Genomic DNA, 13,573 nt, shown 5'->3' with positions numbered 1-13,573 from the left:
GCACGTAGGCAAAAAAAATGCCGAGACTAAAAGTCTCGGCATGGTTCAAAATTGTTTGCTTAAAAAAGATTCTTTATTTAGAAAGGCAAATCATCATCTTCACCTGGTGCATTGCTTACATCAACCGGGGCTGCGTAAGCTGGCGCTGCTGCCGGAGCACCTGCTGCAACCGCATTGATACGCCAAATCACCAAACTATTAAAATATGATGTTTTACCCGCTTTATCTGTCCATGGGCGACCACGTAAATTAAAGAACACTTCAACCTCATCGCCTGCTTTAAAAGTGTCTAATAATGCAGTTTTATCTTGCAAAGCCTCAAAACGGATATATTCTGGGTATGTTGGATTTTCTGCGTATTCTATTATTAAATCACGTTTTTTAAACGTTTCACTTACTTGTTGTGTGGCACCTACTTCGTGTACTTTTCCTTTAATTTCCATATCTAATACTACTTAATGTACTATAAACATCAAATCTCTATAATTTTATTGATAACTTCGCATATATTATGATGCAAGTTTTCCACAATAAAAGCAAGGTAATCATTACCTGCAACAAGCGCCTTTCGCCCTACTTACAAGCTGAAGTTACGGCTTTGGGCTACACCATCGAAAGAGCTTTCGCTACGGGCGTTGAGCTTAATATCACCCTTACAGAGTGTATAAAGCTCAATTTGAACTTGCGTTGTGCCAGTCAGATCCTCTATGCAATTAAAAGTTTCAAGGCCATTACGCCTGATGATTTATATAACGAAATTTCTGCCATTGAATGGGAAGAACTGATTGATTTTTCGGGTTATTTCTCGGTAACCTCAAATGTGGATAACCCAAATATTACTACGCCGCTATTTGCCAACCTAAAGGTAAAAGATGCAATTGTAGACCGCATGAAAGAGAAAAAAGGCATTCGCCCCAATTCAGGATCCGATGCGAACAAAGCAGTAGTTCATTTATACTGGAAAGATGCAGATGCAGATGTTTTTATGGATACTTCCGGCGAAACCCTTGCCAAACATGGGTACCGTAAAATCCCAGGAAAAGCACCCATGTTAGAGGCGTTGGCGGCCGGTGTTATTTTAGCCACCAACTGGGATAAAAAATCGCCATTTATCAACCCCATGTGTGGTTCGGGAACGCTAGCAATCGAAGCAGCTTTAATTGCAACCAACCGTGCCCCGGGTTTATACCGCATGAATTATGGTTTTATGCATATTTTAGGCTATAATGAGGAAGATTTTTTCGCAGAACGCAGAATTTTAAAAGATCAGGTGATCAAAAATATTGATCTAAAAATTGTGGCATCCGATCTTTCTGAAGACGCTGTTGAGGTAACCCGCAGAAATGCCAAAACCGCAGGAGTAGATACCTTGATTGAATTCGAAGTATGCGATTTCGAATTGACCCCTGTTCCTGAAGATGGTAAAGGTGTGGTTGTTTTTAACCCTGAATATGGTGAGCGTTTAGGTGTTCACAGCAAATTGGAACTGACCTACAAACGCATGGGCGATTTTATGAAAACCAAATGCAAAGGTTATTCTGGTTATATTTTCACCGGAAATCCCGATCTTGCAAAGAAAATTGGATTAAAAGCCGCTAAAAAAGTTGAATTTTATAATGGTAAATTAGATTGTCGTTTATTAGAATACGAATTATATGATGGCTCGCGCCGTGCACCATTAATTGAGGGCTAGACTTTTTGATTGAAAATTAATATATTAGGCTCTCTTACGTACCATAACGTAAACAATTTTGAAAAATATGGAATTTGATGACATGGACCATATGCCCGAATGGGAGCATTTTAGCCGATTTGGCCGGGATGATGAGGATGAAGAAAATCTATCAAGTGATGATGCGGAAAAGGTTAGGCTAAAAGTAACCCGGGCCAAAAGCCTTTACAACCAGGCCAGGGCTGTTTACAAATACGCTGCCTTGTTTTGCGAAACACTGGAAGGTGAAATGGCAGAAATGACCGCAAACCTGATCATGCAGAATGCACTAATGCTATGCCCTAAAATTGTTGGGGCAGAAGGAGCAGATATGTACATTTTAAGGATGGAAAATGCCTCCATCATCCGAACCAACTGTCGCGAATTGGAAACCCAGGTAAGGGCAGCAGATATGTTCGAAATCTGTACACCAGAATATAAAGACATTGTTTTAGACGAAATTGAAAAATTTCGTCTCCTGTTTATCGAATGGGTTAAATATTTCGAAAAAGATGAATTTGAAGATGACTGGGGATTATATTAGTCCTTAGCATCTAAATTTTCCGCCGTTCTCTTTTTCCCCTTTTTTAAAGTAGCTGTGATGGATGGGAATTGCTTATGCCACATGCTGGTATACATACCATCACGTTTCACCAATTGCTCGTGTGTTCCCTCTTCAATCAGCTTTCCTTCTTTTAAAACCACAATCTTATCTGCATTTACCACAGTACTCAGACGATGGGCAATCAAAATAATGGTCTTTCCATTTTCACGCAATAAAGAAATGGCATTGTGAATATGCTCTTCAGAAGAAGAATCAAGTGATGAAGTAGCTTCATCCAAAATCAAGATTTCAGGATCGCGGTACAAGGCTCTGGCAATGGCCAAACGCTGTCGTTGACCGCCAGATAAATTGGTTGCATTTTCGCCTAGATAGGTATCAAATCCATTTGGCAAACGCTCTATAAAATCCATGATGTTTAACTGGGCACAGATGCGGATAATTTTTTTCATATCGGGCTCCATCTCTCCGACTGCGATATTTTCAATTACATTCCCGGCAAAAAGGTGCACATCCTGAGGCACTACCGCCACCAGTTTTCGTAAACTTTCGTTAGTAATGTAGTTGATATCAAATTCACCGACCATAATATTACCCGACTGGAGCGGATAAATATTCTGCAAAAGCGAGAGCAGCGTGGTTTTACCCGATCCACTTTCGCCAACTACAGCCGTAATTTTCCCCTTCGGCACGTGCAGGCTAAAACCATCAAATACGGTTACCCGGGTTCCATACCTAAAGTTTACATTCCGAAATTCGATATCGCCAATCATGTCGGGTGTTAAATCGGTTCTATTTTCCGTCTTTTCACGTTCCAGGTCCATAATTTCGAAAAGCCTGTCGGCTGCAATACGTGCATCCTGAAATACTTTGTTCATCCCGATCAAACTGATTACCGGCCCCGTAAAATATCCGATAATGGCATAGAATGACAATAATTCGCCGGGCGTAATCATATTCTGCAACACAAAACTCGCGCCTGCCCAAAGTAAGATTACGGCAAAAATGCTGGAAATAAAACCACTCGCATTTCCTACTAAGAGCGAGTTCGTGCCTGAGGTATAAACAGTTTTTAAAAGGTTAATAAACCTGATTTCGGTTTTTAAGTTCGAGAAATTCTCCAAACCAAAACGTTTAATCGTGCTTACAGAATGCACCGATTCTACCAATTGATTTTCCAGTTCGGCACTTTTCTCCATCAACTGGCGCTGGGTAGTCTTATTTAAGCGGTTAGATACATAATACACCAAAGCATATAAAGGCACCACCGTAAGCATAATCAAAGCCAGTTTCCAATAATAGGTAAACATCAGGGCGAAAGAGAAAATGAGAACAAAAACATTTACCGCAAAGCCAACCAGCACATCATTGATAAAAGCCCTTATTTTTACCGCATCGTTCATCCTCGAAATAATCTCCCCTACACGCATGGTATCAAAAAACTGCTGCGGTAGCTTTAAAAGATGTTTGTAATAGCCTAAAATCAAGCGGGCATCAATTTGCTGTCCGGTTTTTATCGTTAATAAAGTTTTAGCGTAATTGATAAAAATCTGCACCAAAATGATGATGATCATCACCGTACCCATTAAATTAAGCAGATTGGTATTTCCCTCCGGCAACACATTATCTACAATTTTCTGAAGAAAAATAGAGGTTGACAAACCCAGTATCGTATAAAATACAGCCCCTATTAAAACCTGTATCAGAACCGATTTATGGGGCGTTAACAGGTAAATAAATCTTTTTTCTAAAGAAATGCGTTCAGTGCCAGCTGTAAAATCATCGCCAGGCAATAGCATAATTAACACACCCGTCCATTTTTGCCTAAACTCATCCGGACTTAGCCTCTGCATTTCGCCATAAGCCGGGTCCATTACCTCTACATAAGTTTCGGTAATATTATAAAGTACAATATAATGGGCAATATTATGATGATTGACGTGCGCAATAACCGGCAACGGAATGGTAAAAAGATTATCATAACTGGCTTTTACACCTTTAGCAGAAAAGCCCAGCCTTGCCGATGCTTCGATCAAACCCAAAACATTGGTACCCTTTTTATCGGTAGATGCATACTGCCTGATCCGGGCAATGGGAAGATCCAAACCATAATGAATTGCAATTGAGGCTAAACATGCTGCCCCGCAATCGGTAACATCATGCTGTTTGATAATCGTTTTTTTTGCTTTCTGCTTTGATTTTAAAGACTCAAAAAACTGGTTTATGGTTTTCATAGGCGCGTAACTTGGGTTTCTTTACTTTGGGGAATTACGTTCGGGTTTAACCAATCGTCTGCTTTATCGTAAAGCAACTGAAACAAAGTCCGGCGGGTAACAAAAAACCGTGCCTGTAAGGTCATACCCTTTTTAATTTTGCCGATATAACCATTGCGCAGTTTAAGGCTGTTTTTATCCAGCAAACACCTCACTTTAAAAAAGGGCTGCGCACCATTCTGCATAAAAACATCGCTCGAAATGGAAATCACGTTTCCGGTTGCCATTCCCCATTCGTTATAATTGTAGGCATCAATCTGAAACCTCGCTTTTGTGCCAATATGCAAGAGGCCAATGTCTTTAGGCTGCACATAGGTTTCGGCAATTAAACCAGAATCAGGCGAAATCTCCCCCAAAATTTCATTGGCAGAAATAGAACTTCCAGACTGGATCCCCTTTAGCTGTTGTACCGTACCGGTTAATGGAGCTTTAATGGTATAAAACTCCTTTTCTTCTTCGTATTGCCTGTCGCGCGTGCCCAATTGTTGGTTCTGGATACTCAACTGATTGAGTTCCGTTTGCCATTTACTGCCCTGCTCCTCCCCGATTAGGGAAAGCTCGTTAAATACATTATCTTTTTTAAGTTTTACCTCATCGTATTCTAATGCCGAAACCGCCTTTTGTTTATAGAGATAAGCATAACGGTCGTAATTTTTATAGGCCAGTTGGTAGCGGGCTTTTGCCTCGGTAACCCGTTGCATAAACAAACTGTATTGCTGACTGTAAACACCTGATTTAAGCGGCAGTTTTTTCGACCAGTCGTTTCGTTTGTAAGCATTTATGAGCAAACCCAGATCGTGAAGCTGATCTGTAACATCACTTTGCTGAAATTGGTTCAATGCATCCTGACTGTCGATATTTTCTTTTTTGATGGTGAGTAAAACCTGCCCGGCTTTAACATGCATATTTTCTTTAATAAACAACGAATCGATCCGACCGGCTACTAATGGCTTTATTTCGTTGCGTTCGGCAGTTGGCCGAAAAAGCCCTGTACTTTTCACATTTACATCTACTTTGATGAGAAACATGGCTAAAAAAGCGACAATAAGCATGGCCAGGATTACCTGATAGATAATTTTGGTATACGAGTTATGCGAGTGAAAATGATATTCAGCCGTATTTTCAATCACTTCTTTAGGAAATATGTATTTATCGCTATCCATATCTAATTTATATACGCAATTGTGGTATTTTGGTTTTTTCGTACACACGAAAAAAGACCAAAACAATGGTCTCTTTTAATATGATTAAGCATATAATTATTGTTTGTTGCTTAAAAAACCAAGGTTCAAATCAATATTATTTCCGGTTGATAATGTGGTTGAGTTTTTATAATCTCCATAACTCCCAGTAAAAGTGACGCTTAACAAACTATCTGCCGTAGCAGACAGCGATATCCCCATTGATCCCGAATTACCATCGAATACCCCCCCGCCTCCAATGGCTACAAGCGCCTTTTCTGATAAATTTTCCATGATTTTTCAAATGAACTGAACAAGAAAAAGGAGGATAAATTAATATCCTCCTTCTTTAATTATTTATTATTGACTTAAACTGTCAAACAGTCCTTTTAGGCTACCACCGATGTTGTTACCGATTGACAACGAACTTGCGCTGGCCTCATCACCATCTTTACTTGCGGTTTGGAACGACAATAAATTACCAATTCCGATTGAGCCCAATAAACCACCCGAATTAGATGAATCATTGCTACCAAATAAACCACCACCATTAATCTCTTTCATTTCTGTTAAATTCAAATCTTGCATTTTCATAATAAATAGATTTACTAAGCCTACTCTCTTAAAGGTTTTCGGCATACCCTAAAGGTTGATTTTCATCTCCCTTTAATTAACAAACGGAAAGATTCTACTTATAGATTTTCTTAAGGAAGGGTTTCAAACAACAGCGTAGAATACATTAAACTTACTGGTTGTCAGATAATTAAAACAATATCACAACCTAAATGGTTAGGCGGGCGGCAATAAAAAAGGGACCTCTGAAGAAATCCCTTTTTTATTAATTGAGTTGTGAAGTCAAATTAGCTGGTTAAGCTTTTGAATAATCCCTCTAAGCTACCACCAATGTTATTTCCTAAAGAGAACGAGGTTTTACTCGATTCATCTCCGTCTTGGGTTTCGTTTGAGAAGGTTAATAAATTACCAATCCCGATTGATCCTAACAGACCACCAGAACTTGATGAATCATTACCACCAAATAAACCACCACCGTTGATTTCTTTCATTTCGTTTAAATTTAACTCTTGAAGTTTCATAACGTTTCTAATTTTAATAATGCCTACTCTGTTTGAGGTTTTCGGCTACTCCTTTTATAAGCCTGCCATTTAAGTGGCGAAGCTATTATAAGAACGATGCCAACAGCCCTAAAGTTTTTACAAAACCCTGATTAACAACACTAAAGCAGAATACATTAAACATTTAGGTTGTTCTTTTGTTATAATAAACTGTTGGTTTCCCCGTTTCGCGCGACTCCTAATGGTGCTAAAATTCAGAAGCTAAAAATCTGTTACGACAAAAGTTTCGTACATAGTAAAAGAACATTAAAAAATTTTATCCCTTTTTTATGGAAGATGTATTGGCTTTAAAGACGAAGAATGTTGCCGGGAATATTAGAAAAATTAGAGAATACAGAGACTATACTCAGGATTATCTGGCAGCAAAATTGAAAATTTCTCAAAATGCATATAGTAAAATTGAGCTTGGTTATAGTAAACTCACTATCGACCGTTTATTTCAGATTGCGGCAATTTTAGAGGTTGAAGTACCACATTTATTAACCCTTAACCACAATGATTTGATTAAAATTATTGCGGATGATGAAAACAGAACAGCAGCGGCGAGTTAATTACTCGATCCGCTGTTGATATCATTTCTTCTTACCTGCAAATAAATCCAATACATTTGGAAGAAATTTAAGGCTATGCAGGCAACCATTGAGAAAACCATTGAATTTGTACAGAAAACTTTAGCAAATGCCGAATCCGGTCATGATTGGTTTCATATTGAACGCGTTTTTAAAACCGCTCAAAACATTAATCAGCAAGAGCATGGTGACGAACAGGTAGTGGCTTTTGCGGCCTTATTGCATGATATTGCCGATCCTAAATTTAATAATGGTGATGAAGAACTGGGTCCAAACCTGGCTGCGTCATTTTTGGCATCGATTGCGGTTGATGCTGATATTATCGCCCATGTGAAGCTCATTATTCAAAACATGTCGTTCAAGAATAGCTTTGATGGTGCCGGATTTTCCTCAAAAGAAATGCAGATTGTTCAGGATGCCGACCGTTTAGATGCCATAGGTGCCATTGGTATTGCAAGGGCCTTTACCTATGGTGGTTTTAAAAACCGTGTGCTTTACGATCCGGCAATACCACCAGAAGAGCATTTAACCAAAGAAAGTTATAAAAACACCACTGCCCCTACCATCAATCATTTTTACGAAAAATTGCTTTTGTTAAAAGATTTGATGAATACAGCTGCCGGCAAAGCAATAGCTATAGAAAGACACAACTTTATGCTGCTATATCTAGACCATTTTTATAAAGAATGGGAAGGTAAATAATTCTACAAAAAGACGGTTATAAAATACCTATTACTAAGTATTTCAAGATCATGCATAAGGGCTTAACTTTATAAAAATTATTCCCTCATGCATCCCTACAAACTAAAATACCATAAAAACAGTGTTTTGTTAATTGCGATGGTTGGTATTCCTGTGTTCATTATCTCCTTGATGCTATACTGTCTTTTTAGTTTACCCACATCGCTTTCAGAACTTTCGACATTAATTTTAGTTTCCTTATCAATCATATCGATGGCATTGGCCTTATTATGGGTTACCAAAACGCAGATTTTTGTACACAGCACAGTATTGATCAATGAAGATGGGATCAGCTTTAAATTAAAAAGCACTTCTTTTTTATACAGAAGAACAGATTTTTTCTGTGGCTGGGAGCATGTTACCAGAGTGACCAAAATGTTCGACAACAATAATGGCGGTTATTTTTATCAGATTGCATTCAATAATCCCGATTTTGTGGCCAATTTCAGTCCACTTAAAAACCACGAAACTGAAGCAGATCGGTTCTTTTCTGAACTGCAATACTATCAGGAAAGCTATAATATTGAACATCAATTGCCTATAAGCAGAAAATTAAATCCGACCAACAGTTTTAGTTAAGTACGATTATTCCAAAAGGGAATAGATTAAACTAATCAATTTGCTAATATATTTAGTTATTAAACTATATTTGTTAGCAAAATTTATCCTATGTTTGATCGAATCCGTGAAAAATTAAATATTCTTGCTGACGCCGCTAAATATGATGTTTCTTGTTCATCAAGCGGCGGCACGAGAAAAAACACATCCAAGGGCCTTGGTGATAGTCACTCTTCTGGTATTTGCCATACTTATACCGAAGATGGTAGATGTGTTTCCCTTTTAAAAATCCTGTTAACCAATCATTGCATTTACGATTGCTTATTCTGTGTTTCGCGAAAAAGCAACGATATAAAGCGTGCGGCTTTTACGGTAGATGAAGTAGTTGAGCTAACCATGAATTTTTACCGCCGTAATTACATTGAGGGATTGTTTTTAAGCTCGGGGATTTTCAAAAATGCCGATTTTACTATGGAGCGTTTGCTTTTGGTGGTAAAGAAATTACGTTTGGAACAAAATTATAATGGGTATATCCACTTGAAAACGATTCCGGGAGCCAGCGATGAACTGATTAAAGAGGCAGGCTTATATGCCGACCGCATGAGCATAAATCTGGAAATGCCAACCGAAGCAGGGTTGAAACTGTTGGCACCAGAAAAAAACCATGAAGACGTAATCAAACCTTTAGCCTTTGTTCAACAACAGATAACACAGTTTTCGGCAGATAAAAAGTTAATAAAGCATATCCCAAAGTTTGTTCCCGCCGGGCAGAGTACCCAGATGGTCATTGGCGCTACGCCCGAAAGCGATAAGGATATTATGTATACCGCAAATGCCTTTTACAAAAACTTCTCTTTAAAAAGGGTTTATTATTCTGGTTATGTACCCATTAGTAACGATACCCGGATGCCCATCCTGGGTACTCAGCCGCCGCTTTTAAGAGAAAACAGGTTATATCAAACCGATTGGTTAATGCGTTTCTATGGCTTTAAAGTCCAGGAAATTTTAAACGATGCCAATCCAAATCTTGATGTGGATATTGATCCAAAATTAAGCTGGGCCATCCGCAATATGCAGCATTTTCCCGTCGATATTAATAAAGCCGATTATAAAATGATCCTTCGTATACCGGGAATCGGCGTAATGTCGGCTAAAAAAATTGTACAAGCCCGTAAGTTTGGAAAACTCAGGATTGATCAGTTAAAAAAAATTGGTGTTGCGTATAACCGTGCCAGGCATTTTATAATTTGTTCAGACAGCCCTTATCAGCTAAAAGATTATCAGGGCACGCAGATTAAGGCTTTTATTCTGGCCGAAAGCCAGAGCAAATACCTCAAAACCGATAACAACCAGATGATTTTGTTTTAAATACGATACCATTATGAATGCAATGACAGATTAAATTTTAATCTATAGTATAACAGCTCCGTTTGGGAGCCGAAGCGGTTCCTTCCTAACCTTAATCTTTTTAAACATGAACAACCAATGATCTACATTTTTGATGGATCACTGCAAGGTCTTTTATCCGCAGTTTTTGAATGGTTTGAACGCAAACCCGGAAGAACCGTGTTAAAATCTATCGCAGTTTTTCAGCCCGAGGCTTTTGTTGAAAGTTTTACTGTAACTACACATGAAGAAAAAGCAGATCGGGTTTGGGCAGGATTACAAAAGAAACTCAAAAAAGACTGGCTGCGTAAATTTTATTGCAGTTATCTGTCAGAAATTCCAGAGGCATATAACCATCTTTTTCAATTTGCCCTATATATCTTTCAAAACCAGCCAGGCGCCGAAAGTAATTTTGGCAATGCACATGTAATTGCCCTATCCAAATATGCCAAAAGTGTAGAAAGAGAAAAACACAGGATGGAAGCTTTTATCCGTTTTCAGAAAACTGGTGATGGAATATTTTATGCCAGTATCGATCCCGATTTTAATGTGTTGCCTTTAATATCCAATCACTTTAAAAACCGCTATGCCGATCAGCAATGGGTGATTTATGACTTAAAACGTAAATATGGCTTACATTATAACTTAAATACAGTAGAAGAAATAACGATCAGTTTTGGCAATGGCGTAAATAAACAGAATCCGGCACCCGTTTTAATGGATGAAGGGGAAACTTTATACGCCACCCTTTGGAAAGATTATTTTAAAAGTGCCAATATTGTTGCACGGAAAAACACCAAGCTGCATGTACAGCATGTGCCCAAGAGGTATTGGAAATACTTAACAGAGAAAGCTCCCGTTTAATGAATACCTGTTGACAGATTACGAACCAGCGCGCTGGTTCGTAATCTGTCAACATTGATATGCATCTGAAAAAATTAATAATCTGGCAAAACAATCAAAAACTTACTGCCATGCTGACACCCACCTTCTTAATTCAGGTAAAAAGATTGACAGTTTGGTGAAAATTTGTCCCTCAAAAACACTTGGCATAAAAAGTGTTAATTGTAAGCTTAGTTAAAAAACTCAAATCAAAATAAAAAAATAATAAAAGTTATGGCGTTAAACCTTAAACCAATTGCTGGCAGTTCGAACAGAGTAATAGTTGAACCGGCTGCGGCAGAAGAGAAAACTGCATCGGGTTTGTATATCCCTGATACGGCTAAAGAAAAACCATCTAAAGGAACTGTAGTTTCTGTTTCTGAAGAAGATTCTGAAGGTAAAAAAGCGAGTGTAAAAGTTGGCGATGTTGTAATTTATGGTAAATACGGCGGTACCGAATTCCCTTACGAAGGTAAAGATTACCTCATTATGCGCGAAACTGATATTTACGCTGTTGTTGGGTAATAGGCAATGATTGAATGACTGAATCTCAAATGAGAATTCAGCATAAATCAACAAATAAAATAATAATGTTAGAAGAATATAAATTCAATTCTTCTCTCATACAATCATTCAAAATTCAAAAAAGAAATGTCAAAACAAGTAAAATATAACGTAGAAGCACGCGACGCCCTGAAAAGAGGTGTTGATATTCTTGCAAATGCAGTAAAAGTAACTTTAGGTCCAAAAGGCCGTAACGTAATTATCGATAAAAAATTCGGTTCACCAGCAATCACTAAAGATGGTGTTACTGTGGCTAAAGAAATTGAATTAAAAGATGCCGTTGAGAACATGGGTGCTCAAATGGTTAAAGAAGTAGCTTCAAAAACGGCTGATATTGCTGGTGATGGTACAACTACCGCTACTGTATTGGCTCAGGCCATTATCACTACCGGGATTAAAAACGTTGCTGCAGGTGCAAATCCAATGGATTTAAAACGTGGTATCGATAAAGCGGTTGCTGCTGTTGTAGAAAACTTAAAATCTCAATCACAAGCGGTTGGTGATGACAACAATAAAATTAAACAAGTTGCCTCTATTTCTGCTAATAACGACGAAGTAATCGGTTCGTTAATTGCTGAAGCCATGAGCAAAGTAGGTAAAGATGGTGTAATTACTGTTGAAGAAGCAAAAGGTACTGAAACTGAAGTTAAAACAGTTGAAGGTATGCAATTTGACAGAGGTTATTTATCTCCATATTTTGTTACCAATGCAGATAAAATGGAAGCGGAATTAGAAAATCCTTACATTTTAATCTACGATAAAAAAATCAGCAACATGAAAGAATTGTTGCCAGTTTTAGAAAAAACGGTTCAAACCGGTAAACCATTGGTGATCATTTCTGAGGATTTAGATGGCGAAGCTTTAGCTACTTTGGTAGTAAACAAGATCCGTGGTTCGTTAAAAGTTGTTGCTGTTAAAGCTCCAGGTTTTGGTGACAGAAGAAAAGCAATGTTGGAAGACATCGCAATTTTAACTGGCGGTATTGTTGTTTCGGAAGAAAGAGGTTACAAATTAGAAAATGCTGATTTAACTTATTTAGGTTCTGCTGAAAAAGTTGTTGTTGATAAAGACAATACAACTGTAATCAATGGCGCTGGTAACTCTGAAGATATCAAATCCCGCGTAAGCCAAATCAAATCTCAGATCGAAACCACTACATCTGATTACGATAAAGAAAAATTACAAGAGCGTTTGGCTAAATTGGCTGGCGGTGTTGCCGTTCTTTATGTTGGAGCAGCGAGTGAGGTTGAAATGAAAGAGAAAAAAGACCGTGTTGATGATGCTTTACATGCAACCCGCGCGGCTGTAGAAGAAGGTATTGTTGCCGGTGGTGGTGTTGCTTTTATCCGCGCAGTTGAAGCTTTAGCTGATTTAAAAGGTGCTAACGAAGACGAAAATACGGGTATCCAGATCATCCGTCGTGCGATCGAAGAACCATTACGTCAAATTTGCGAAAACGCAGGTATCGAAGGTTCTATCGTAGTACAAAAAGTTAAAGAAGGCAAAGCCGATTTCGGTTATAATGCACGTACTGATGTATACGAAAACTTAATTGGTGCCGGTGTTATCGACCCAACTAAAGTAAGCCGTGTAGCATTAGAAAATGCAGCATCTATTGCAGCCATGTTATTAACTACAGAAGTTGTTTTAGCAGACGAGCCTGAAGAAGGTGGTTCTCCAATGCCTCCAATGGGTGGCGGCGGTATGGGTGGTATGATGTAATACCATCCTTATAGCGAAGCTATTTCGTGTAAAAATATTCCCTCAAGGCTTACCGCCTTGAGGGTTTTTTTATGCCCTGGCGCCATCAGAAACGAAGTTAAACCGTTTACAACCTACTCATTTAGTTCCTGTTGGTGTAAAGTTTTGTATCTGTAATGCGAAAACTACGTTCTTAGCGCCTGAATATTTATTGGCGCGTCTTAGGTCTGATACTCATTTCTGAGATTTGGATTAAAAGCTAGCTTAACTGGCTAGCTTCCAGCACACAATAAAATCATTCCCTAGTGTTAG

15 protein-coding genes are annotated in these 13,573 nt (G+C 38.4%); 9 read left to right on the top strand and 6 right to left on the bottom strand.

Going from position 1 to position 13,573, the window contains the following annotated elements; translation table 11 throughout:
• Positions 1-77: 77 nt before the first annotated feature.
• Positions 78-443, bottom strand: coding sequence for a DUF3127 domain-containing protein (locus AC04Q1_RS09435; protein ID WP_478363974.1), 366 nt, complete (start codon positions 441-443; stop codon positions 78-80).
• Between the two features lie 71 nt (positions 444-514).
• Between AC04Q1_RS09435 and AC04Q1_RS09430 the strand changes: the two genes are divergently transcribed.
• Together AC04Q1_RS09430 and AC04Q1_RS09425 are read left to right on the top strand one after the other, a co-directional pair.
• Positions 515-1,693 carry a THUMP domain-containing class I SAM-dependent RNA methyltransferase gene (locus tag AC04Q1_RS09430; protein ID WP_478364095.1) on the top strand — a complete coding sequence of 393 codons (1,179 nt, stop codon included), beginning with the start codon at positions 515-517 and terminating at the stop codon, positions 1,691-1,693.
• A 67-nt stretch (positions 1,694-1,760) separates the two neighbouring features.
• On the top strand, positions 1,761-2,255 hold the full coding sequence (locus AC04Q1_RS09425) for a hypothetical protein (RefSeq protein ID WP_316843425.1): 495 nt from the start codon (positions 1,761-1,763) through the stop codon (positions 2,253-2,255).
• Here AC04Q1_RS09425 and AC04Q1_RS09420 read toward each other — a convergent pair.
• The 5 genes from AC04Q1_RS09420 to AC04Q1_RS09400 all read right to left on the bottom strand — a co-directional run bounded on the left by AC04Q1_RS09420 (position 2,252) and on the right by AC04Q1_RS09400 (position 6,821).
• Positions 2,252-4,507 carry a peptidase domain-containing ABC transporter gene (locus AC04Q1_RS09420; protein ID WP_478363972.1) on the bottom strand — a complete coding sequence of 752 codons (2,256 nt, stop codon included), beginning with the start codon at positions 4,505-4,507 and terminating at the stop codon, positions 2,252-2,254. The genes AC04Q1_RS09425 and AC04Q1_RS09420 overlap by 4 nt on opposite strands.
• The gene (locus AC04Q1_RS09415; RefSeq protein ID WP_478363970.1) at positions 4,504-5,709 is read right to left on the bottom strand and encodes an HlyD family secretion protein; all 1,206 of its coding nucleotides are present in this window, start codon (positions 5,707-5,709) and stop codon (positions 4,504-4,506) included. The genes AC04Q1_RS09420 and AC04Q1_RS09415 overlap by 4 nt, the downstream gene beginning before the upstream one ends.
• Before the next feature lie 96 nt (positions 5,710-5,805).
• Complete coding sequence (locus AC04Q1_RS09410) at positions 5,806-6,021, bottom strand: hypothetical protein (protein WP_478363968.1); 216 nt, start codon at positions 6,019-6,021, stop codon at positions 5,806-5,808.
• A gap of 66 nt (positions 6,022-6,087) precedes the next feature.
• Positions 6,088-6,321, bottom strand: coding sequence for a hypothetical protein (locus AC04Q1_RS09405; protein ID WP_478363966.1), 234 nt, complete (start codon positions 6,319-6,321; stop codon positions 6,088-6,090).
• Between the two features lie 266 nt (positions 6,322-6,587).
• Positions 6,588-6,821 carry a hypothetical protein gene (locus AC04Q1_RS09400; RefSeq protein ID WP_478363965.1) on the bottom strand — a complete coding sequence of 78 codons (234 nt, stop codon included), beginning with the start codon at positions 6,819-6,821 and terminating at the stop codon, positions 6,588-6,590.
• Positions 6,822-7,129: 308 nt separating this feature from the next.
• Here AC04Q1_RS09400 and AC04Q1_RS09395 point away from each other — a divergent pair, with 308 nt between their 5' ends.
• The 7 genes from AC04Q1_RS09395 (at position 7,130) to groL (ending at position 13,282) form a co-directional block, all read left to right on the top strand.
• Positions 7,130-7,411: a helix-turn-helix domain-containing protein gene (locus AC04Q1_RS09395; protein WP_316843420.1), complete on the top strand. Its 282-nt coding sequence runs from the start codon at positions 7,130-7,132 to the stop codon at positions 7,409-7,411.
• 75 nt (positions 7,412-7,486) lie between these two features.
• Positions 7,487-8,131: an HD domain-containing protein gene (locus tag AC04Q1_RS09390; RefSeq protein ID WP_478363962.1), complete on the top strand. Its 645-nt coding sequence runs from the start codon at positions 7,487-7,489 to the stop codon at positions 8,129-8,131.
• 87 nt (positions 8,132-8,218) lie between these two features.
• On the top strand, positions 8,219-8,749 hold the full coding sequence (locus tag AC04Q1_RS09385) for a hypothetical protein (protein ID WP_478363961.1): 531 nt from the start codon (positions 8,219-8,221) through the stop codon (positions 8,747-8,749).
• A 90-nt stretch (positions 8,750-8,839) separates the two neighbouring features.
• A complete protein-coding gene (locus AC04Q1_RS09380) occupies positions 8,840-10,096 on the top strand; it encodes a putative DNA modification/repair radical SAM protein (RefSeq protein ID WP_478363959.1) in 1,257 nt (418 codons plus the stop codon).
• A 117-nt stretch (positions 10,097-10,213) separates the two neighbouring features.
• On the top strand, positions 10,214-10,978 hold the full coding sequence (locus tag AC04Q1_RS09375) for a TIGR03915 family putative DNA repair protein (RefSeq protein WP_478363957.1): 765 nt from the start codon (positions 10,214-10,216) through the stop codon (positions 10,976-10,978).
• Positions 10,979-11,230: 252 nt separating this feature from the next.
• The gene (locus AC04Q1_RS09370; protein ID WP_025141798.1) at positions 11,231-11,521 is read left to right on the top strand and encodes a co-chaperone GroES; all 291 of its coding nucleotides are present in this window, start codon (positions 11,231-11,233) and stop codon (positions 11,519-11,521) included.
• A gap of 126 nt (positions 11,522-11,647) precedes the next feature.
• The gene (gene groL, locus AC04Q1_RS09365) at positions 11,648-13,282 is read left to right on the top strand and encodes a chaperonin GroEL (protein WP_316843415.1); all 1,635 of its coding nucleotides are present in this window, start codon (positions 11,648-11,650) and stop codon (positions 13,280-13,282) included.
• Positions 13,283-13,573 lie beyond the last annotated feature (291 nt).

Source organism: Pedobacter humicola (assembly GCF_056490705.1).
Note: the sequence above shows the minus strand (reverse complement) of the source record. Positions and strands in the feature narration are given on the sequence as shown.

Coding starts and splice junctions, on each gene's coding strand:
- AC04Q1_RS09435 (WP_478363974.1), bottom strand. CDS start 443: ATGGAAATTAAAGGAAAAGTACACGAAGTAGGTGCCACACAACAAGTA.
- AC04Q1_RS09430 (WP_478364095.1), top strand. CDS start 515: ATGCAAGTTTTCCACAATAAAAGCAAGGTAATCATTACCTGCAACAAG.
- AC04Q1_RS09425 (WP_316843425.1), top strand. CDS start 1,761: ATGGAATTTGATGACATGGACCATATGCCCGAATGGGAGCATTTTAGC.
- AC04Q1_RS09420 (WP_478363972.1), bottom strand. CDS start 4,507: ATGAAAACCATAAACCAGTTTTTTGAGTCTTTAAAATCAAAGCAGAAA.
- AC04Q1_RS09415 (WP_478363970.1), bottom strand. CDS start 5,709: ATGGATAGCGATAAATACATATTTCCTAAAGAAGTGATTGAAAATACG.
- AC04Q1_RS09410 (WP_478363968.1), bottom strand. CDS start 6,021: ATGGAAAATTTATCAGAAAAGGCGCTTGTAGCCATTGGAGGCGGGGGG.
- AC04Q1_RS09405 (WP_478363966.1), bottom strand. CDS start 6,321: ATGAAAATGCAAGATTTGAATTTAACAGAAATGAAAGAGATTAATGGT.
- AC04Q1_RS09400 (WP_478363965.1), bottom strand. CDS start 6,821: ATGAAACTTCAAGAGTTAAATTTAAACGAAATGAAAGAAATCAACGGT.
- AC04Q1_RS09395 (WP_316843420.1), top strand. CDS start 7,130: ATGGAAGATGTATTGGCTTTAAAGACGAAGAATGTTGCCGGGAATATT.
- AC04Q1_RS09390 (WP_478363962.1), top strand. CDS start 7,487: ATGCAGGCAACCATTGAGAAAACCATTGAATTTGTACAGAAAACTTTA.
- AC04Q1_RS09385 (WP_478363961.1), top strand. CDS start 8,219: ATGCATCCCTACAAACTAAAATACCATAAAAACAGTGTTTTGTTAATT.
- AC04Q1_RS09380 (WP_478363959.1), top strand. CDS start 8,840: ATGTTTGATCGAATCCGTGAAAAATTAAATATTCTTGCTGACGCCGCT.
- AC04Q1_RS09375 (WP_478363957.1), top strand. CDS start 10,214: ATGATCTACATTTTTGATGGATCACTGCAAGGTCTTTTATCCGCAGTT.
- AC04Q1_RS09370 (WP_025141798.1), top strand. CDS start 11,231: ATGGCGTTAAACCTTAAACCAATTGCTGGCAGTTCGAACAGAGTAATA.
- groL (WP_316843415.1), top strand. CDS start 11,648: ATGTCAAAACAAGTAAAATATAACGTAGAAGCACGCGACGCCCTGAAA.